Source organism: Pigmentiphaga litoralis (assembly GCF_013408655.1).
Lineage (GTDB): Bacteria > Pseudomonadota > Gammaproteobacteria > Burkholderiales > Burkholderiaceae_B > Pigmentiphaga > Pigmentiphaga litoralis_A.
The window spans coordinates 975,818-995,466 of the sequence record NZ_JACCBP010000002.1; the positions used below are offsets into that span (position 1 = coordinate 975,818).

A 19,649-nucleotide genomic window follows, 5' to 3' on the forward strand; every position below is an offset into this window, starting at 1 on the left:
CCGTTCGACTTGCCGACGCCTGCGGTGTGAAGACGCAACTTACGCCCCCTTCACCTCCCGCCAGGCCTCCACCCGCACGAACGCCAGAAAATCCTCCACCGGCATCGCCTTCGCATACAGCCACCCCTGCGCGAACTCGACGCCGTGCGCCTTCAGGTACTCCGCCTGCGCTTCGGTCTCCACCCCTTCCGCCACCACCTTCAGGCCCACCGTCTTGGCCATGTCGATAATGTGCGAGATGACCGAACTCGTCGCGACGGTCCGGCCGATCGCTGCAATAAAACACTTGTCGATCTTGAGTGCATCCGTGGGTAGCCGCTCCAGATACTGCAGGCTGGAATAGCCCGTTCCGAAATCGTCAATGGCGATGCCGAACCCCAGCGCGCGGGCCTTGGCCAGGTTCGTGCTGGCAGCCTCGATATCGATAAAGCCGCGTTCAGTCGCCTCCAGCCAGATCTGCTCATTGTGGATACCGGTGCCTTCCAGCGCCTTCTGCACCACGCTCAAGAAGCGTCCCGTGGTGATGTCCTTCGCGCTCAAGTTGATGGCGACATGCAACGATCGGTCGACTACCAGCAGTTCGCGCAGATCGCGCACGCAGGTTTCGACAACCTGATCCGTGATCGGCAGGATCAGGCCGCTTTCTTCGGCCAGCGGAATGAACAGGTCCGGCGGCACCATGGTGCCGTCGGGGCGGCGCCAGCGCACGAGCGCTTCGGCTCCAATGCAGGCACCTGTCGTCAGGTTGATGATCGGTTGATAAAACACCACGAATTCGCGTTGCTGGACCGCGATGGTCAGCTCGGCCAGCGGCGACAGGCGTTTGCGCAGCAGGCGGATGACGAGCGCCACGATCACGCAGCTGATGATGATGCCGATAGGCAGCAGCCACAGCAGTTCCTTGAGCAGGCTGGTGCGCAGGTTGCCGTGGGGTTCCAGCACCACGGCGGTCCAGGCGTCTTGCCGGGCGACGGCATACAGGTAGCGGCTGTCGTTGATGGGCGTGGTCGATGCCGCAACGGCCGCAATGAAGTCGGTGTCAGCGGCGCGCAGTGTACTGACGACCTTGCCGCCGTAGGCGACGCCCAGTTGTACACGGTCGTCGACGATGACATCGGAAAGGCGGCTGGTGTTGATCAGGACATAGATATTGTTTCGTTGCAGAACCGTGACGGGGTCGCCGCCCGTGATTCCAGGATAGGTCCGCAACGTGATGCGAAAGCCGTCGGGAAGCTCGGCGTCGGGAGCTTGAACGCGTGGCGTGCCGGGGGCGTTGGCGAACACGCCCCAGGACGAGCATCGCGGTTGCCCGTTGTCCAGATAGCCCACCTGTTCGGTGTAGCGGGAATTGATGGCGATACGCCGCATCTGTTCGACGTGCTCGGCGGAGCAGGGCGTGCCGCGCCAGCTTTCCATTTCGGTCACCGCCCGCCGGCCCTGGTCCAGCGTGTTGGTCACATTCCGCAGCGCCCGGGCCGCATAGCCATCGAGCAGGCTCTGTTCCTGCGATACCGCACGCGCCCACGACGCGTAAGCAGCAACGGCAAGCGGCAGCAGCGCCCCAAGGGCGGCCAGCAGCAGCGCCGTCACGATGATGCGTGACCGATTCACGAGGATTCCTGTCGTGTTGATTGCTGTGAGCATTTGCGAGACTTGGACGATACCGTACTTGCCCTCGATTGCGTGCATTGACAGTCACTTCATTAGCCGTCTAAGCTGAATTCACAACAAGGAACGGCGTTCCGTATATAGGAACGGCGAATCAGACGGGCCGGCGCACCGCTTTTCAAGGCGGGTGTCAGGCTCAGGAGACGACATGATGAAACGTTGGGCCCTTGCTTCCCGTGCGAAGCTGGCATTCGCCGTGGCCGCCTGTAGCGCGGCTTGCATGGCAGCGGCGCAGTCACCGCCATCCCCGCCGCTCCAGCCGCCGTGGCCCACCAAGCCCGTCCGTGTCATCGTCCCCTACGCCCCGGGCGGCGGGTCGGACACGCTGGGGCGCATCGTGTCGCGACGTCTGTCCGAGGTCTTCAAGCAGACCTTCGTGGTCGAGAACCGGTCGGGCGTGGCGGGCGTGATCGGCTCTCAAATGGTGGCCAAGGCCGATCCTGATGGCTACACGCTGGTGGTGTCGGGCATCGGGTCGCACGTGGTGGCGCCGATGGTGAACGACAACACCTTCGATCCCATCAAGGACTTCACGCACATTGCCTTTCTGGGCGGTCCGCCCACGGTGCTGGTAGTGGCCCCGGACTCGCCCTACAGGGACTTGAAGGGTTTTGTCGATTACGCCAAGGCCAACCCGGGCAAGATCAGCTGGGGATCACCCGGCCAAGGCACGCACGGCTACATGATCGGCGATGCCTTCGCCTCCACGGCCGGCATCAAGATGGTCACCATCAACTACAAGGGCGGCAACCCCGCCATGACGGACTTGCTGGCGGGGCATATCACCGCGGCATTCATGTCCTTCGGCACCACCACGCCCTACATCCAGTCGGGCAAGCTGCGCGCGCTGGCGATCACGTCCGACAAGCGCGCGGACGACTTTCCGCAACTGCCGACCTTTACCGAGCAGGGCTATCCGGCGCTGACCGGCACGACCTGGTTTTCATTGTCCGGGCCGGCGAATATGCCGCCCGCGATCGTGGAACGGCTGAACACCGAAGTCCGGCGCGCGTTGCGGTCGCCCGAGATCGTGGCCGAGATGCGCCGCCAGAACATGGAAACGCTGGACATGGACGTGCCAGCTTTCAATGCCTATGTGCGGTCCGAAATCCAGCATTGGAAACCGTATGTGGCGCCCGCGCAGGCCGACGCCAAGCCGTGAAGGAACCCTGCATGAACATTGAACGACCGGTCGGCGCCCTGGCGTCGGAAAGGCAGTGGGGCAGCGACTATCTGGCCGACCTGATCCGCCAGCTCGACCTCAACTACCTGGCGATCAATCCGGGCGCCAGCCTGCGTGGCCTGCATGACAGCCTGGTCAACTACCTGGGCAATGACGATCCCCAGTTGCTGCTGTGCCTGCATGAAGAGCACGCCATCGCCATCGCGCACGGCTATGCCAAGGTCACTGGCACGCCCATGGCGGTGGCCGTGCACAGCAACGTCGGGCTGATGCATGCGTCGATGGCGATCTACAACGCGTGGTGCGACCGGGTGCCGATGGTCATCGTCGGCGCCACCGGCCCGGTCGACGCCGCGCAGCGCCGGCCCTGGATCGACTGGCTGCATACCGCGCGCGACCAGGGCAAGCTGGTGCGCGACTTCATCAAGTGGGACGACCAGCCCGCGTCCTTGCAGGCGGCGGGCGAAGCGGCGCTGCGGGCGCAGCGGATCGCGACCACCGCGCCGCAAGGCCCGGTCTATCTGTGCTTTGACGTGTCGCTGCAGGAACAGGCCTGCGATCCCGCGTTGCCGTTGCCCGACCCGGCCCGGTTCGCGCAACCGGTGGCGGCCTACCCGGACCCGGATGCGGTCCAGCGGGTGGCGCAACTGCTGGCCCGCGCCAAGCGGCCGGTGATCCTGGCGGGGCGCTTGTCCCGCCACCCCGATGCCTGGACTCGCCGCGTGGCGTTGGCCGAACGGTTGGGCGCCACGGTGATCACCGACCTGAAGCAGGCGGCCGCGTTTCCGACACGTCACCCCTTGCACGTGCCGTTCACGGTCGGCCAGGATGGCGCGCAGGCCTTGCGCGATGCCGACGTGATCCTGGCGCTGGACTGGCTGGATCCGGCGGGCACGGTCAAGGTCGTGGGCGAGCGCGGCGCAGCCGTCACGGCGGCCATCGTGAACTGTTCTCCCGAGCAGTATTCGCACCGGGGCTGGAGCATGGACCATCAGGCTTTGCTGCGGGCGGATCTGCATTTCCTGTGCGAGCCGGAAGCGCTGGTGGATGCCTTGCTGGCCTTCGATGACGCGTCGCCGCGGTTCCAAAAGCGGGAACGTCAGCCAATACCGGCGCGCGTGCGCAAGGTCGATCCCGCACCTTCAGACGACGCGGCATTGAGCATCCGCGTGCTCGCTCAGGTGCTGCGCGACACCACCAAAAACATCCTTACCTCTCTCATCAAAGTGCCGCTGGGCTGGTCCAACGAAGTGTGGGACTACGACGCCCCGCTGGACTTCCTGGGCAAGGATGGCGGCGCGGGGATCGGCTCGGGTCCGGGCATGGCGATAGGCGCCGCGCTGGCGCTGCAGGGCAGCGGCCGGCTGCCGCTGGCCGTGATTGGCGATGGCGATTTCATGTTCAGCGCCAGCGCCTTCTGGACCGCCGCGCGCTACCGCCTGCCGCTCCTGGTCGTTGTCGCCAACAACAGTACCTATTTCAACGACGAGATCCACCAGGAACGCATCGCCCGCCGCCGCGGCCGCACGACCGAGAACAAGGCGATCGCGCAGACCATGACGGATCCCGCCATCGACATCCCCGCGATCGCCCGCGCACAAGGGGCGCATGCCGGCCCGACCGTGCGCACCGCGGCAGAACTCAATGCGGCCATGCCGGACGCGATCGCACGCGTTCGCGGGGGCGCGTTGTGTGTGATCGATGCTCAGGTCCTGCCGGGCTACGAGTCCTGACCCTATCCCCTGAATGAGGTCTTCATGACGCGCTTCGTTTCCTGTGTCGCCGGTCTGGTCATGGCAGGCGTGCTGTCCACGGCCGCCACGGCAACTGCCTTTGCCGCCGACGCGGCGTGGCCTCGCAAGCAGATCCGCCTGATCGTTCCCTATCCGCCCGGCGGCAGCGCCGACACCCTGGGCCGCGCGCTGGCGCAGTCGTTGACCGGGTCCTTGAACCAGACCGTGGTGGTCGAAAATCGTGCGGGCGCAGCCGGCTTTATCGGGTCGCAGGCGGTGGCGCGCGCCGAGCCGGATGGCTACACGCTGGTCGTGTCCGGCATCGGGTCGCATGTGATCGCGCCTTTGCAGAACCCCAATGCCTTCGACCCGCTCAAGGACTTCACGCACATTGCGTTTCTGGGTGGCCCGCCCGCGGCGTTGATCGTCAATGCCGACAGCCCGGTCAAGGATCTGGCCGGCTTCATCACCTACGCACGCGGCCTGCCGAACGGCGTCAGCTGGGGATCGCCAGGGCAGGGCACGCATGGTTCCTTGATCGGTGACGCGTTCAAGGACACCACCAAGCTGAAGATGGTGCACGTGGCCTACAAGGGCGCCAACGCCGCCGTGACCGACCTGATCGCCAACCAGATCCAGGCCGCGTTCATTACCTTGAGCAGCGCCACCGCCGGCATCAAGTCCGGCCGTATCCGCGCGATCGCATTGACAGCCGACAAGCGGCTGGACGACTTTCCGGATGTCCCGACCTTTACCGAGCAGGGCTATCCGAAGCTGACGGGAACAACCTGGTTTTCCTTGTCCGGACCGGCGGGCATGGACCCGGCCGTGACCACCAAGCTCAACGCGGCGGTGCGGCAGGCCATGCGCACGCCCGAGATCCAGCGTGAACTGCGCCAGCAGAACATGGTGACCGAAGACTGGGATGCCGCGACGTTCACCCGCTATGTGGGCACGGAAATCACGCACTGGTTGCCCTACCTGCAGGCGGCGGACGTGCCGAGCGGCAACAAACCCTGACGGCCGCCGCAACGGCGTCCCATCGAATCGAAGGAACAGCATGAACGTGGAAAAACCGGTCGTCGACGAGTCGGTCGCCCTGGAATGGGGCAGCGATTACCTGGCCGACATCATTCGCCAACTGGACCTGAAGTACCTGAGCATCAACCCGGGCGCCAGCCTGCGTGGTCTGCACGACAGCCTGGTCAATTACCTGGGCAACGACGATCCGCAGATGCTGCTGTGCCTGCACGAAGACCACGCGGTCTCGATCGCGCATGGCTATGCCAAGGTCACCGGCAAGCCCATGGGCGTGGTGGTCCACAGCAATGTGGGGTTGATGCACGCGTCGATGGGCATCTTCAACGCGTGGTGCGACCGGGTGCCCATGGTGGTGATCGGCGCCACCGGTCCGGTCGATGCGGCGCAGCGCCGCCCGTGGATCGACTGGATCCACACGTCACGCGACCAGGGTGCGCTGGTGCGCGACTTCATCAAGTGGGACGACCAGCCTGCCTCCTTGCCGGCCGCGGCCGAATCGTTGATACGTGCAACCATGATTGCCAATACCGCGCCGCGCGGGCCGGTGTACGTGTGCTTCGACGTGTCCCTGCAAGAAGCCCGGCTCGATGCCGGCGTCAGCCCGCCCGACATCTCCGGCTACAGCCAGCCCGTCACGCCCTACCCCGACCCGGCCAGCGTGCGGCAGATCGCGGCCTGGCTTGCTGCGGCCCAGCGACCGGTGGTGATGGCCGGGCGTTCGTCGCGCGACGAAGCGGCCTGGGCCAAACGCGTCGACTTGTGCGAACGCCTTGGCGCCAAGGTCATGTCCGACCTGAAGCTGCCTGCCGTCTTCCCGACCGACCATCCGCTGCACGTCGCACCCCCTGCGTTTTTCATGGGCGACGACGGCATTGGCCTGCTGCGCGATGCCGATGTCGTGCTGAGCCTGGACTGGCTGGACCTGGGCGGTGCGCTCAAGGTCGCGTCGGCCAAGGGCGCCGTCACGGCGCGCGTCGTCCATTGTTCGCCCGATCAATACTCGCACAAGGGCTGGAGCATGGATCATCAATCCTTGCCCCCGGTGGAAACGCATCTGCTGTGTGAACCCGACGCCCTGGTCGATGCGCTGCTGCGGCTCGATGACCAGGAAGGGTGTTTTGCCGCCAGGACACGTGCTGCCTACTCACCGGTGCCCGTGGCCGCGCCGGCCGATCCTGGTGCGGTCCCCATCAGCTTGCAGGTCCTGGCGTCGGTCTTGCGCACAGCGACCCTGGACCACGACGTTTCGCTGCTGCGCACGCCGCTCGGCTGGCCCGGCAACGCCTGGCATTTTCGGCATCCCCTGGATTTCCTGGGCAAGGACGGCGGCGCAGGCCTCGGCTCCGGGCCAGGCATGTCGGTCGGTTGCGCCCTGGCATTGCAAGGGACCGGACGCCTGCCCTTGGCCGTGATCGGAGACGGCGACTACATGATGGGCGTCAGCGCCATCTGGACCGCCGCCCGCTACAAGGTGCCCGTGCTTTTCGTGGTCGCCAACAATCTGGGCTATTTCAACGACGAATTGCATCAGGAAAAAGTGGCGCGCACCCGCTCGCGCACGACCGAGAACAAGGCCGTCGCCCAGCACATCGGTGACCCCGACATCGACATCGCCGGCATCGCGCGTGCGCAAGGTGCTGTCGGGTATGGACCGGTGCACGATGCGGCGGAGCTTGCAACGGTGATGGCCCAAGCCATTGCGGATGTCCAGGCGGGCAAAGTCTGCGTGATTGATGTGCGGGTGGTGCCGGGCTACGACTCGCTTATGACCAAAGGCCTGCTGCGCGAGGTCAAGGCGGGGTAAGGAGGGAACTATGCGACCATGGCTTTTTCCTTGTCCGGTGCAGAACGCCATGCGGCACACTTTCCATTGGATCAAAGCCGCGAGCGCCGCGGCTGCGCTGGCCGGGTGCGTGGCCGGCCACGCCAGCCAGGCCGCAGCACCGGCGGCGACGCCATCACCCTACCTGTCCGCCAGGCCAGGTGACGTGTTCCAGGTCAGCATCGGCCAGCTGCGCCCGACGCAGGCCGTGGTCGGCTACGACCAGATCTACGCCCAGCTGGGCCGCAAGCAACCTGACTTCACCCGCTACGCCCCCACCGCCGCCGGCTACCTGGGCGACGATGACACCGACAACTACTCGCGCTACCTGTTTCGCACCGAGTTTGAACGGGTCGACGATTACTGCGCCGACATGGGCCAGACCGGCGCCGACCCCGCTGCCTACACGCCTCGAGCCGTCAGGCTGATCGACCCGTCGACCTATCGTTGCACAGGGCCTGCACCGGCTGCCGGGTCGGCTGCGGCGGGCTCGCTCAAGACCGTCGTGATCGGCCCGCAAGGCGCACTCTATCTGACCGACGGGCATCACACGTTCACCACGCTGAATGAATTGGCCGACGGCGGCCCCAAGCTGCCCGTGTGGGTGCGCGTCGTGGCGAACTACAGCGCGACTCGGGACACCGCCGACTTCTGGAAACGGATGACCAGCGCCGGCTACGCCTGGCTGCGCGACGCCAACGGCAAGGGCATCGCCCCATCCGCGCTGCCGCCGCGCGTCGCCTTGGCAGCGTTCCAGGACGACCGCTATCGGTCCCTGGTGTACCTGGTCCGGGACCTTGGCTACGACAATGCCAAGGTGTCCGAGTTTGCCGAGTTCTATTGGGGCCACTGGCTGCGCAACAACGGCATCGACCTTGTCGAATACAACCTGCGCAATCTGGCGCGCAGCCGAATTGCCGTCACCAACGGCACTGCCGTGCCCCGTACCGGCGACAGCACCACCAGCTACCCCGCCGCGGTCAGGGACGCCGCCCTGCGCATGATCGCGCTCAACGGCAGCACGCTGGTCGGCCCGGGGCGCACCGCCGCGCAACTCGGCAAGCTCGGCCCACCCGCCACGGCGGGCGCCTGAAATGACAAGCTGGAAGACGACGTGTGGCGCAGCGACACCAATAGTTCGAACCGCTACCGCACCGCCGGCGCGGCCTGGTACGCGGTCAAGTACCGGCAGTGCGGCGGGCCCGCGGCCACGCAGCCGGCGTGCTGGTTGCGGCCGGCGCGGTAGCCCGACCCGCTCGATTTCGCCTTCACGATGGCGGCGCCGCCTGCGATCTGCAGCCTCTCTACGTAGAGTCTCGTCTATGCCCGGCGGGGTGGCGCGCGTAGGTTCTTGGCCTCAGATCGCCAACCGTCATGCGTATCGCCCGCGCAAAGGCCCCTCCATGAAGCACCTCATCGCAGTCCTATCCCTCCTGCTCTTGCTGAGCGCTTGCGCCAACAGCCGCAGGCTCGCCAACGAAGAACAGGCACTTGGAACGGACGGGCCCATCACGCACCAGTTCCACAGCGCGCTTTACTATCCCTTTGAATTGACGCCCCGGTTCGATGGTTACCTGGTCGGGATCGAGAAGGTGAAGCGGCCGGCTGACCATTCGGTGCGCATCAAAAAAACGGACAACGTCAACATCGGCGCCAGCGCGCTGGACCGCAAGTTCAACGACGGCAAGGTCATGGCCATCACGCATATCATTCGCCACTCGGCGGATGCGCGCATCAACGACAATTGCACCGTCTTCAATGCCTATGTGCAGCCGGGCCAACCGGCCGAGCGACAGCTCATTTCCCCATTCCATCCACCGCACGTACCGCTCCACCCGGCGAACGCCTACAGCAACAGCTGGGAGGCCCTCGGGGCTCTCCAGGCCAACCTCGGAAATCGCATCAAGGACGCACGGTCGCCTGGCGCCCTGCACGCAACGGCTGAAGCACAGAAACCGTACTCGCACATCCTGGTGATCGTGATGGGATGGAACACCGTGCAGGAAGAGGCGGTCCGGAACGTCAATTCCATCACCTGGAATCTGTGGCGGGCCTATCGCGCTACGGCGGCTGCAGGCACCGTCGCCGGCTTCCACCCGCTGGTCATCACCGTGACATGGCCTAGCCAATGGAGCAGCGCCTGGATCGACCCGGCCATCAAGATCGTCAGCTTCCCCACCAAAGCCGAGGACGCGGACGAAGTCGGTTTGTCATGGCTTGGGCAACTGCTGCATGGAACATTGCCTGCCGCACAAAATGCGGCGAGCCCGGGCACGACGTTGCCAGTTGTCGTGGTGGGCCACAGCTTCGGCGCCAAGGCGGCATCCGTGGCGGCGTGCGTTGGCCCGGTCATCGTGAAGCAAGATGGCGATCAGCCCATGGCATTGCAACGCATCGATACGGTCGTCAATCTGCAGCCAGCCTATCTGTCTGAACGCCTGCTTGGCGCGTTCGACAGGTCAAGCAACATGGTCTATCGCAATCACTGCAGCACCGTGGATCGTTTCGTGATGACGGCATCGAAAAGGGACCAGGCCGTGCCGTTGCCCGTCTGGGGCCTGTACGCCGGTGATGCAAAGAGTTTTGACTCAGTGTGCGGCGCTGGCACGCCACAGCAAAGCCACGTCCGTTGCGCAAAGGCAAGCGCTGCCGGCGAAGTGACGCTGCAGCGTGCCGGATCGACACGCGTGACCTACGTCGACGCCTCGGACCTCATCTCTGAAAACGCGTTCGGCACCAGCGGCGGGTCGCATAGCGACATCTATCGGCTCGAACACGGCATCATGCTGCGCGACATCATCCAGGGCAATGTTGGATTTGCTTCGACGCCTCAGCAATAAAAAAAAGGCCGCGGCGTCTCCGCTGCGGCCTTTTCCATGCTCAATCGCGTCCGAGCATTACCTCAAGCTGATCACGCCATCGCCGGCATCTTGTCCAGCAACTTGTCCAGCGTGATCGGGTACTCCCGCACCCGGATGCCCGTCGCGTTGTAGATCGCGTTGGCCACGGCAGCGCCTACGCCGCAGATGCCCAGCTCGCCCACGCCCTTGGCCTTCATGGGCGACGACTGGGGATCGGTCTCGTCCAGGAAGATCACGTCCTGATGCGGAATGTCGGCATGCACCGGCACTTCGTACCCGGCCAGATCGTGGTTCACAAAAAAGCCCCGGCGCGTGTCTACGGCCAGTTCTTCCATCAGCGCCGCGCCGGCACCCATTGTCATTGCACCAATCACCTGGCTGCGCGCCGACTTGGGGTTGATGATGCGGCCAGCCGCGCACACGGCCAGCATGCGGCGGATGCGGACTTCGGCGGTGGCCATGTCCACGCCGACTTCCACGTAGTGGGCGCCGAAGGTGGACTGCTGCATCTTCTTGCTCAGGTCGCCGAATTCGATCTTGTCTTCGGCAACGATGTCGGCTGACCGTGCGGCCGTGGCCAGCGACTGGCTGCGGCCGCCGGCACGCACCTGGCCGTCCACGAATTCCGCCGTGGCGGGGTCCAGGCCCAGCTTGCGGGCGACGGCTTCGCGCAGCTTGACGCATGCGGCGTACACGCCGGCGGTCGAACTGTTGGCGCCCCATTGGCCGCCCGATCCGGCGGACACCGGGAAGCTGGAATCCCCCAGGCGCACCATGACCTTGTCGAGGGGCAGGCCCATCATTTCGGCGGCGGTCTGCGCGATGATGGTGTAGGTGCCCGTGCCGATGTCGGTCATGTCGGTCTCAACGGTGACGATGCCGCGCTTGTCCAGCCGCACGCGTGCGCCCGACGTCATCGTCAGGTTGTTCCGGAAGGCCGATGCCACGCCCATGCCGACCAGCCAGCGGCCGTCGCGCAGGGTGGCCGGCTTGGCGCTGCGTTTGCTCCAGCCGAACTGCTCGGCGCCAATGCGCATGCATTCGTTCAACTGGCGTTGCGAGAACGGACGCTTCGGGTCTTCAGGGTCGACCTGCGTATCGTTCAGTACACGGAAGGCCACCGGGTCCATGTTGACCTTTTCGGCCATTTCATCGATCGCGATTTCCAGCGCCATCAGGCCAGGCGCTTCGCCGGGCGCGCGCATGGCGTTGCCCTCGGGCAAGTCCAGCAAGGCCAGGCGCGTCTGGGTCATGCGGTCGGCGCCGGCATACAGCAGGCGGGTCTGTTGCACGGCTTCTTCGGGCGATCCGCCTTCCAGGTTGCCTGACCAGGTCTCGTGACCGATGGCAGTGATCTTGCCGTCGGGTGTCGTGCCGATACGGATGCGCTGGATGGTGGCCGGGCGGTGCGTGGTGTTGTTGCCCATCAGGGGGCGTGTCAGCGCGACCTTGACCGGACGCTTGACGGCGCGTGCGCCCAGCGCGGCCAGAATGGCGTCGGCGCGCACGAACAGCTTGCCGCCAAAGCCGCCGCCAATGTAGGGCGAGATCAGGCGCACATCGTCTTTCTTCAGGCCCAGGGTCTTGGCCACGTCGCCGGCGCCCCACGCGATCATCTGGTTGGACGTGTAGACCGTCAGCTTGCTGCCTTGCCACACGGCGATCGACGCGTGCGGTTCCATCATTGCGTGCGAGTGATCGGGCGTGTGATAGGTGGCGTCGAGCTTGACGGGGGCCGCATCAAACGCCGACGCAAAGTTGCCGACGGCCGTGTCGGGCTTTTCGCTTTGTTTGGGCGACGGCTTGGTCGCCGATGCCTTTTCGGCTTCCAGGTCAAACTTGCCGGCGGACGCGGCGTAGTCCACTTTGATCAGGTAGGCCGCGGCGCGTGCCTGCTCGAAGGTCTCGGCCACCACCAGGGCAATTGCCTGGTGATAGTGGTCGACCTCAGGTCCGCCCAGCAGCTTGGCGACGTTGTAGTCACCCTTTTCCAGCTTGCCCGCGTTGTCGGCGGTAATGATCGTCAGCACGCCCGGCGCGGCCTTGGCGGCGGCCAGGTCCATGCGCGTGATGCGGCCTTTCGCAATGCCTGCGCCCACCACATAGCCATAGGCCTGGTTGCGCATGCTGTCATGCCACTCGTACGCATACGGTGCGCTGCCGGTGGTCTTGAACGGGCCGTCGATCCGGTCGGTCGGCTTGCCCACGACCTTCAACTGGTCGATGGGATTGGTCGTTGCGGGAGTATCGAATTTCATGGTCAGACCCTCGCTTCCGTCAGCACGGATTGCAGCGTGCGTTCGACCAGCTTCAGTTTGAAAGTGTTGTCCTGGGTGGGACGCGCGTTGGCAAACAACTGCGCGGCCACGGCTTGCGCGCCTTGCGGCAGTTGCGCGTCGGCGGCGTCCACGCGCCAGGGCTTGGGAGCGACACCGCCCACGGCGACACGGCCCGAGCCATCACGCTGAACGATCGCGCCCACCGAAATCAAGGCAAAGGCATAGGACGCGCGGTCGCGCACCTTGCGATAGACCTGCACGCCGCCCACGGGCTGGGGCAGGGTGACCGACGTGATGAACTCGCCGGCTTCCAGCGCATTTTCGATATGCGGGGTGTTGCCCGGAAGCTTGTGAAAGTCAACGATCGGGATGCGGCGCTGCGAACCGTCGGGCTTGACGGTGTCGACCACGGCATCCAGCGCGCGCATGGCAATGGCCATGTCGCTGGGGTGCGTGGCGATACAGGCGTCGCTGGTGCCGACCACACCCAGCTGGCGCGTCACACCACCAATGGCCGAACAGCCGCTGCCAGGCTGGCGTTTGTTGCAGGCTTGGTTGGTGTCATAGAAGTAAGGGCAGCGCGTGCGTTGCAGCAGGTTGCCGGCCGTCGTGGCCTTGTTGCGCAACTGACCCGATGCACCCGCCAGCAGCGCGCGCGACAGCAGCGCATAGTCGCGGCGCACGCGGTCGTTGGCAGCCAGGTCGGTATTGCGGACCAGGGCGCCGATGCGCAGGCCGCCTTCAGGGGTCGCGGTGATCTCGTCCACACCCAGGCGGTTCACGTCGATCAGGTGCACCGGCGTTTCGATCTGCAGCTTCATCAGATCGAGCAGATTGGTGCCGCCCGCAATGAACTTGGCGCCCGGCGTGGCGGCGGCCGCAGCCGCGGCGGCGGCAGGCGACGTGGCGCGTTCGTATGTGAAGGCTTTCATGCGGCGCTCCCTGCGACGTCGGTCATCGCATCGACAATGTTCGAATAGGCCCCGCAGCGGCAGATGTTGCCGCTCATGCGTTCACGCATTTCATCGGCGCTCAGCAGGGGGCGCGCGTTCAGGTCGGTCGTCACGTGGCTGGGAATGCCGCGCTTCATTTCGTCCAGCACCGACACGGCCGAACAGATCTGGCCAGGCGTGCAGTAGCCGCACTGGTAGCCGTCGTGTTTGACGAACGCGGCTTGCATCGGATGCATCTTGCCGGGCGTGCCCAGGCCTTCGATCGTCGTGACCTCGTCGCCATCATGCATGACGGCCAGCGTCAGGCACGAGTTGATGCGCTGCCCGTTGACGATGACCGTACAGGCGCCGCATTGACCGTGGTCGCAGCCCTTCTTGGTGCCGGTCAGCATCAGGTGTTCGCGCAGGGCGTCGAGCAGTGACGTGCGCGTTTCGACATTGAGCGTACGCGCCTTGCCGTTCACCTTGAGCGAGACCGAGGCAGGCACCGGTGCGCCATTGGCGGCCGAGCCAGGGGCCGGCGCAGGGCGCTTGTTCGCGCCCGTCGCCTGCGCGTGGCCGGTCAGCGGCATGCTGACAGCCGCTGCCGACGCCGCGCCTGCGATCAGCACGTTGCGCCGGCCCGTGTTCAGGTCGTCGATTTTTTCCATGGGGAAATCCTTTGTTGTTCGTGATGAACGGACGGCTCCGCAAGCCGTCGTTCCAATGGGGCCGCGAGGCGACACATGCGGGCAAAAACACGCAGCGGTATCCCACGCTGGCGGTGCATCCATCCTAACTGTCGCGCACGCATTTGATTAGGTAGCCGGAAGTGCATGGGACTATGAAGCGGTTTCATGAAACCAAAGGTGCGAAAGGCGCGTTTCTCGCATGATTCGGTCGGACGCTTCCTGCCGCAGAGCCAATGCTGGCGCGGCTCTTGGGTGGATTGGCCGTGCGAGCGTTTGGTTACTTTCGTGACCATGAGATTTCGGTGACATCCGTTCGCGCACGAACTTTGCGACAGATGGTGCATCAACGGCCCCTTGCAGCGGGGTCGTTCAACGCACTTCATGAGGAAGACGTGGAAGACATCCAGGACATCTTGGCGCTTGATGCAGGCTTTGTAGAAATGTTTACGCGGGGCACGGCGATCTATTGGGCGCTGTTCATTCTGTTGCGTCTGGCCGGCCGGCGCGATGTCGGGTCGATGGGCGTTGCCGACTTCCTGGTGCTTGTGCTGGTGGCGGACGCCGCAGGCAATGCGATGGCGGGCGACTCCACGTCGGTGGGGGACGGCATCATCGTGGTGGCGACCATCGTCGGGTGGAGCGTCGTGGTCGACCGTCTGGGCTACAGCTCGCCGCTGCTGCGCAAGTGGCTGGAACCGCGCCGCGTGCTGCTGGTCAGGAACGGGCGGATCGTGGCGCGCGGCATGCGGCAGGAACACGTCACGCGCACCGAGCTGATGGCGCAACTGCGCCTGCTGGGCATTGGCCGGCTCGACGAAGTGCAGCGCGCCTACATCGAGTCCGACGGACAGGTCAGCGTGATTCGCATGTCGGAACGCACCGATGGGGAAACGTCCACGCTTGAAGAATAGGGGACGTCGGCAACGACTTGCTGGAATCCATCAACTCGTTGGCGGACTCCATCAACACGTTGGTGGACTCCATCAACGATCCCCTGGATGCTGCGATCGACGGGTGTTGCGATCGACGCGTCCTGCCTACAGGGTGATCACTTCCGCGAACACTTCGCGCGTCACCTTCAGGAAACCCTCGGCGGCGGGGGACAGGGTCCGGCCTCTGGTGTTCACGTACGAGATGTCCATGGGCACCCGCGGCGATGTCAGGCGGCATCGCCACAGATTGTCGTGCTGCGTTTTGGCGACCAGGGACGACGCCCAGATCGTCACGCCCAGGCCGCCTGCCGTCATCCACAGCGCGGACGACAGGAAGTTCACTTCATGGCCGATGATCAGCCGCACGCCGGCATGGTCGGCCGCCGCATCCAGCTTGCGGCGCATGCCGTAGCCCAGGCCCGTCCGCACCGCGATCAGGGGGTAGGGCGCCACGTCGGCCCAGGTCACGTCGTCGCGGCCGGCCAGCGGGTGATCGTCGGCGCACACCAGGCACAGGTGGTCGTGCAGCAAGGGCACAAGCTCCAGCTGGGGATCATCGGACTCGGGCGTGCCGATCCCGAAATCGACATGGTCGGCCGCCACCCGCGTCAGGAATTGATCGGGGGCGCAGTCGTCCAGAATGATCTTGACGTCGGGGTAGACGGCGCTGAAGCGGCGCACCACGGCCGGCATCAGCACCGCGGCCACGGTCGCCGTCACGACGATGTGGACCCGGCCCCGCCGCAGGTCGCTCAGCGCTTCGAAGTGGCTGCCCAGACGCGCCACGTCCTGCAGGATGCGTTCGGCGACCGCAATGGTGTCGTGCGCCGCCTGGGTCGGCGTCAAGGCGCGCGACGTGCGATCGAACAGCGCCAGGTTCAGCGTGGCTTCGATCTGGCGCAGCATGGTGCTGACCGCCGACTCCGTCACCGACAGCCGGGTGGCCGCCAGGCTCAGCTTGCCCGACCGGTAGACGGCCACGAAGGCGCGAAGTTGCTTGAGGCTGAGCTGGCTTTCTATCGACATTGAAGCTTTCTTGTAGGGTGCTGCAGTTTTTTTCGATTGGAATCGATAGTGTCCGGCGGTTCAATGGGCGCATTCCCGGGGCGGCATGCGCTGGCCCCCAGCCCGACACGTCGGGCCCCCGCGTGTTCAGCACACGCACATTCAGCACGCTCATATTCAGCACACAGAACATCAGCATACTCATCACCTGGAGACGTCCGATGAAAGCCGAGAACCCCGTCTACATCCGCCCCGACGCCGTCGCGTCATCCATCAGCGCCGAAGAATGGCAGACCCGGGTCGACCTGGCCGCCTGTTACCGGCTGCATGCGCACTACGGGTGGACCGACCTGATCTACACCCACATCTCGGCCCGGGTGCCGGGCGCCGAAGAACACTTCCTGCTCAACCCGTTCGGACTGATGTTCGACGAGATCACCGCATCCAACCTCGTCAAGATCGACCTGGACGGCAACGTCGTCAGCCCGACGCCGCACCCGATCCACCGCGCCGGCTTCGTGATCCACAGCGCCATCCATGGCGGCCGGCCCGATGCCCAATGCGTCATCCACGCTCACACCCGCGCCGGCATGGCCGTGTCAGCCATGGAATGCGGACTGCTCCCGCTCACGCAACACGCCATGCTCTTCCACGGCAAGATCGGCTATCACGACAGCGAAGGCCTGGCCAATCAGTTGGGCGAGCGCGAACGGCTGGTGCGCGACATCGGCGACAAGCCGGTCATGATTCTGCGCAATCACGGCACGCTGGTGGCGGGCAAGACGATCGGGCAGGCCTTTGCCATGATGTGGCACCTGGAAATGGCGATGCAGGCCCAGGTCGATGCGCTGGCCAGCGGGCAGAAGCTGACCTATGGATCGCCCGAACTGGCCACCCGCATCGCCAGCAACAGCTTTCGCGAACCCGGGCAGCCGCGGGCCGACGGGTCGATCAGCCCGCTCGGCCACATGGAATGGCCCGCGCTGCTGCGCCGCATGGACCGGCTGGACCCGTCGTTCCGGCAGTAGGCGCGGTCACGGCGGCCTGACCGCACTGGACGCAGGACCCGCGACGGGACCACTCGCCGCGACGACGCATAACGAGATCGAGGCCAGACCACTGGCCCGACGAGGAGACACCATGTTCAAGACTTTCGCGCCGCTGGCCCGTCTGCGCGCCAGGACGTTCGCTTCAACCGACCGGGCATCAACCAAGCAGCGTTCGGCAACGCCACGGTCGGCCACCCTGGCGCCGACATGTTTCGCGACCCTCCTGGCTGCCACCTGGCTCGCGGCGGCCGCTCTCGCGACATCCCCCGCTGCCGCCCAGACCTGGCCCGACCGCCCGATCCGCATCATCATCCCCTTCGCGCCCGGTGGCGGCGCCGACGGTGTCGCGCGCCTGCTGGCCGTGCAACTGGAAAAAGACCTGGGCCAGCCCGTTGTGGTGGAATCCAAGGCGGGCGGCAACACCGTCATCGCCGCGCAGACCGTGGCGCGGGCCGCCCCCGACGGCTACACCCTGTTGATGACGGGCGGGTCCACCATGTCGCTGCTGCCGCTCACGGCCAGCACGCCGCTGCCTTATGACCCGTTCAAGGATTTCTCGCCGATCGGCATGCTGTCCAAGGGGCCCTACCTGGTGGCGGTGTCGTCGTCGTTGGGCGCCGACACCCTGGCCGACGTGCTGACCCTGGCGCGCACCAGGCCCGGCGCGGTCGCGTATGCGTCGAACGGCATTGGCGCGTCGGCCCACATCGGCATGGAACTGCTGGCCCAGCGCGCCGGCGTGCAAATGACCCATGTGCCGTACAAAGGGTTCGCGCCTGCCCTGGGCGACGTCGTGTCGGGGCGCACGCCACTGACGATGATCGACCTGGCCACCCTCGGCGGTTTCGCCAGGTCGGGGCGCATCAAGATCCTGGCATCGACCGCCGCGCAGCGCTCGCCCATGTTCCCCGAGGTGCCCACGGTGGCCGAGCTGGGCTATCCGGGTTACGAGGTCGAGACGTGGTTTGCGTTGTACGCACCGGCCCGCACGCCGTCGTCGGTGGTCGCCAAGGTCGGCGAACTGTCGGCCAAGTGGCTGGCCACGCCCGAGGCCAAGGCCGCCCTGGCGGCCTTGGGGCAAGAGGCGACCGCCTCGTCTCCCGACGCGGTCACCCAGCGCATCGTGGCCGAACAAAAGGCCTACGCGCCCCTGGTGACGGCCGCCAACATCAAGACGGATTGAGGTGGGGATGACGACGCCGATGGATGTTCCGGCCCCCGCGTCTGCCACCGTGTGGGCTCACATGTCGGCTTCCTTGTCGGCCCCCATGTCTGCCCACTCGCCAACGGATGATGCCCAAGGTCCTGCGTCGCTCGCACCCGGCAACCAGACCCTGCTGATCGTCAACGCCGACGCGGCGTACTACGCGGCGCAGTTGATGGAGGCGCTTGCGCAGCCCGGGACGGACGCTGCCCGCCCCGACGCGACCGCCGTGCCCACCGTGCCCGCGCCCGCCGTGCCCGTCGCTGGTCCGCCCGCGACCGCGACCGCGCCCGTCACTCGCCCTCCTGCGACCGCGACCGTGACCGTGCTCGCGGCCACGCCCGGTCAGCCTCTTCCCGAAGGCGCCGAAGCCGCCACCGCCGTCATGGGGTTCGCCAGCGCCTTGACCCCCGCTCTGATCACGCAATTGCCACATCTGCGCTGGCTGCATGCGCTGTCATCGGGCGTCGACGGCATCGTGTCGCTACCCAACCTGCCGGCGGGACTGGTCATGACATCCTCCCACGGCGTGCACGGTCCGGCCGTCTCCGAACTGACCCTGATGCTGATGCTTTCCCTGGCGCGCGACTTTCCATCCCTGATCGACAACCAGCGCGCCCACCTGTGGAAGCGCCGGCCGCAGCCCTTGCTGCATGGCAAGACCGTGGTCATCCTTGGCACCGGCTTGATCGCCCGCGCACTCGCCACGCGCTGCCGGGCGCTGGGCATGCGCACGGTGGCCGTGACCGCCACGGTGCGCGAGCTGCCGGAGTTCGACATGGTGTTGGCCCGATCCGACCTGCTCGATGGGGCGGCGCAGGCCGACATGCTGGTGGCCCTGGCGCCACTGGACGACACCACGAAAGGGATGGTCGACGCATCCGTCTTCGCAGCCATGAAGCCCACAGCGTGCTTCATCAACGTGGCCCGGGCCGGGCTATGCGACACCGCGGCGCTGGTTGACGCCTTGACCGGCGGGCGGCTTGCAGGCGCGGCGCTGGACGTGTTCGAGCGGGAACCGCTGCCGGCCGACGACCCCTTGTGGGACGTGCCCCGCCTGCTGATCACCCCCCATCTGGGCGGCGAATCCGATCGTTATGCCGACCAGGTGTTGCCCATCATCGTGCACAACACCCGCTGCGCCCTGCAGGGCCGGTGGGACGCCATGCGCAACCGGATCGCCCTGCCAGCCTGAGCGCGACAGGGGGCGCTTACCTCGGTTGCGCCCCGTGGACACCCCATGGACAC

At 65.9% G+C, this 19,649-nt stretch carries 15 protein-coding genes; 10 read left to right on the plus strand and 5 right to left on the minus strand.

The features are described from left to right. Window positions 1-39: 39 nt before the first annotated feature. Entirely contained in the window at window positions 40-1,611 is a 1,572-nt protein-coding gene (locus HD883_RS24310) for an EAL domain-containing protein (RefSeq protein ID WP_179589630.1), read from the minus strand. A 205-nt stretch (window positions 1,612-1,816) separates the two neighbouring features. Between HD883_RS24310 and HD883_RS24315 the strand changes: the two genes are divergently transcribed. From HD883_RS24315 to HD883_RS24340, 6 genes are all read left to right on the plus strand, one after another. After that, window positions 1,817-2,830, plus strand: coding sequence for a tripartite tricarboxylate transporter substrate binding protein (locus HD883_RS24315; RefSeq protein ID WP_179589632.1), 1,014 nt, complete (start codon window positions 1,817-1,819; stop codon window positions 2,828-2,830). A gap of 11 nt (window positions 2,831-2,841) precedes the next feature. Further along, on the plus strand, window positions 2,842-4,584 hold the full coding sequence (locus HD883_RS24320) for a thiamine pyrophosphate-binding protein (RefSeq protein ID WP_179589634.1): 1,743 nt from the start codon (window positions 2,842-2,844) through the stop codon (window positions 4,582-4,584). A 24-nt stretch (window positions 4,585-4,608) separates the two neighbouring features. Continuing rightward, complete coding sequence (locus HD883_RS24325) at window positions 4,609-5,604, plus strand: tripartite tricarboxylate transporter substrate binding protein (protein WP_179589636.1); 996 nt, start codon at window positions 4,609-4,611, stop codon at window positions 5,602-5,604. Between the two features lie 40 nt (window positions 5,605-5,644). Then, window positions 5,645-7,429 (plus strand): thiamine pyrophosphate-binding protein, encoded by a 1,785-nt coding sequence (locus HD883_RS24330; RefSeq protein WP_179589638.1) that lies wholly within the window; start codon window positions 5,645-5,647, stop codon window positions 7,427-7,429. A gap of 49 nt (window positions 7,430-7,478) precedes the next feature. Next, the gene (locus tag HD883_RS24335) at window positions 7,479-8,540 is read left to right on the plus strand and encodes a ParB/Srx family N-terminal domain-containing protein (protein WP_179589640.1); all 1,062 of its coding nucleotides are present in this window, start codon (window positions 7,479-7,481) and stop codon (window positions 8,538-8,540) included. A gap of 310 nt (window positions 8,541-8,850) precedes the next feature. Then, window positions 8,851-10,287: a hypothetical protein gene (locus HD883_RS24340; protein WP_179589643.1), complete on the plus strand. Its 1,437-nt coding sequence runs from the start codon at window positions 8,851-8,853 to the stop codon at window positions 10,285-10,287. A 71-nt stretch (window positions 10,288-10,358) separates the two neighbouring features. Here HD883_RS24340 and paoC read toward each other — a convergent pair whose 3' ends face one another. Genes paoC through paoA form a run of 3 tightly spaced genes read right to left on the minus strand, consistent with a single transcriptional unit; the run spans window position 10,359 to window position 14,190 of the window. Then, a complete protein-coding gene (gene paoC, locus HD883_RS24345) occupies window positions 10,359-12,566 on the minus strand; it encodes an aldehyde oxidoreductase molybdenum-binding subunit PaoC (protein ID WP_179589645.1) in 2,208 nt (735 codons plus the stop codon). 2 nt (window positions 12,567-12,568) lie between these two features. Continuing rightward, window positions 12,569-13,519: an FAD binding domain-containing protein gene (locus HD883_RS24350; RefSeq protein ID WP_179589647.1), complete on the minus strand. Its 951-nt coding sequence runs from the start codon at window positions 13,517-13,519 to the stop codon at window positions 12,569-12,571. Next, window positions 13,516-14,190, minus strand: coding sequence for an aldehyde dehydrogenase iron-sulfur subunit PaoA (gene paoA / locus HD883_RS24355; protein WP_179589649.1), 675 nt, complete (start codon window positions 14,188-14,190; stop codon window positions 13,516-13,518). The genes HD883_RS24350 and paoA overlap by 4 nt, the downstream gene beginning before the upstream one ends. A 413-nt stretch (window positions 14,191-14,603) precedes the next feature. Between paoA and HD883_RS24360 the strand changes: the two genes are divergently transcribed. Next, the gene (locus HD883_RS24360) at window positions 14,604-15,122 is read left to right on the plus strand and encodes a DUF421 domain-containing protein (protein ID WP_373563460.1); all 519 of its coding nucleotides are present in this window, start codon (window positions 14,604-14,606) and stop codon (window positions 15,120-15,122) included. Between the two features lie 126 nt (window positions 15,123-15,248). On the opposite strand, the gene HD883_RS24365 is transcribed toward HD883_RS24360, so the two are convergent. Then, window positions 15,249-16,169: a LysR family transcriptional regulator gene (locus HD883_RS24365; protein ID WP_179589651.1), complete on the minus strand. Its 921-nt coding sequence runs from the start codon at window positions 16,167-16,169 to the stop codon at window positions 15,249-15,251. Between the two features lie 200 nt (window positions 16,170-16,369). Between HD883_RS24365 and HD883_RS24370 the strand changes: the two genes are divergently transcribed. The 3 genes from HD883_RS24370 to HD883_RS24380 all read left to right on the plus strand — a co-directional run bounded on the left by HD883_RS24370 (window position 16,370) and on the right by HD883_RS24380 (window position 19,596). Beyond that, window positions 16,370-17,176 (plus strand): class II aldolase/adducin family protein, encoded by an 807-nt coding sequence (locus HD883_RS24370; protein ID WP_179589653.1) that lies wholly within the window; start codon window positions 16,370-16,372, stop codon window positions 17,174-17,176. A gap of 112 nt (window positions 17,177-17,288) precedes the next feature. Further along, window positions 17,289-18,380 carry a Bug family tripartite tricarboxylate transporter substrate binding protein gene (locus tag HD883_RS24375; protein ID WP_179589655.1) on the plus strand — a complete coding sequence of 364 codons (1,092 nt, stop codon included), beginning with the start codon at window positions 17,289-17,291 and terminating at the stop codon, window positions 18,378-18,380. Window positions 18,381-18,441: 61 nt separating this feature from the next. Then, window positions 18,442-19,596, plus strand: a complete 1,155-nt coding sequence (locus HD883_RS24380; protein WP_179589657.1) for a D-2-hydroxyacid dehydrogenase — start codon at window positions 18,442-18,444, stop codon at window positions 19,594-19,596. The last annotated feature ends 53 nt before the right edge of the window (window positions 19,597-19,649 follow it).

Bases quoted from the DNA above. Each gene is read 5' to 3' on its own strand.
- HD883_RS24315 (WP_179589632.1), top strand. From the start codon at position 1,817: ATGATGAAACGTTGGGCCCTTGCTTCCCGTGCGAAGCTGGCATTCGCC.
- HD883_RS24320 (WP_179589634.1), top strand. From the start codon at position 2,842: ATGAACATTGAACGACCGGTCGGCGCCCTGGCGTCGGAAAGGCAGTGG.
- HD883_RS24325 (WP_179589636.1), top strand. From the start codon at position 4,609: ATGACGCGCTTCGTTTCCTGTGTCGCCGGTCTGGTCATGGCAGGCGTG.
- HD883_RS24330 (WP_179589638.1), top strand. From the start codon at position 5,645: ATGAACGTGGAAAAACCGGTCGTCGACGAGTCGGTCGCCCTGGAATGG.
- HD883_RS24335 (WP_179589640.1), top strand. From the start codon at position 7,479: ATGCGGCACACTTTCCATTGGATCAAAGCCGCGAGCGCCGCGGCTGCG.
- HD883_RS24340 (WP_179589643.1), top strand. From the start codon at position 8,851: ATGAAGCACCTCATCGCAGTCCTATCCCTCCTGCTCTTGCTGAGCGCT.
- paoC (WP_179589645.1), bottom strand. From the start codon at position 12,566: ATGAAATTCGATACTCCCGCAACGACCAATCCCATCGACCAGTTGAAG.
- HD883_RS24350 (WP_179589647.1), bottom strand. From the start codon at position 13,519: ATGAAAGCCTTCACATACGAACGCGCCACGTCGCCTGCCGCCGCCGCG.
- paoA (WP_179589649.1), bottom strand. From the start codon at position 14,190: ATGGAAAAAATCGACGACCTGAACACGGGCCGGCGCAACGTGCTGATC.
- HD883_RS24365 (WP_179589651.1), bottom strand. From the start codon at position 16,169: ATGTCGATAGAAAGCCAGCTCAGCCTCAAGCAACTTCGCGCCTTCGTG.
- HD883_RS24370 (WP_179589653.1), top strand. From the start codon at position 16,370: ATGAAAGCCGAGAACCCCGTCTACATCCGCCCCGACGCCGTCGCGTCA.
- HD883_RS24375 (WP_179589655.1), top strand. From the start codon at position 17,289: ATGTTCAAGACTTTCGCGCCGCTGGCCCGTCTGCGCGCCAGGACGTTC.
- HD883_RS24380 (WP_179589657.1), top strand. From the start codon at position 18,442: ATGTCGGCTTCCTTGTCGGCCCCCATGTCTGCCCACTCGCCAACGGAT.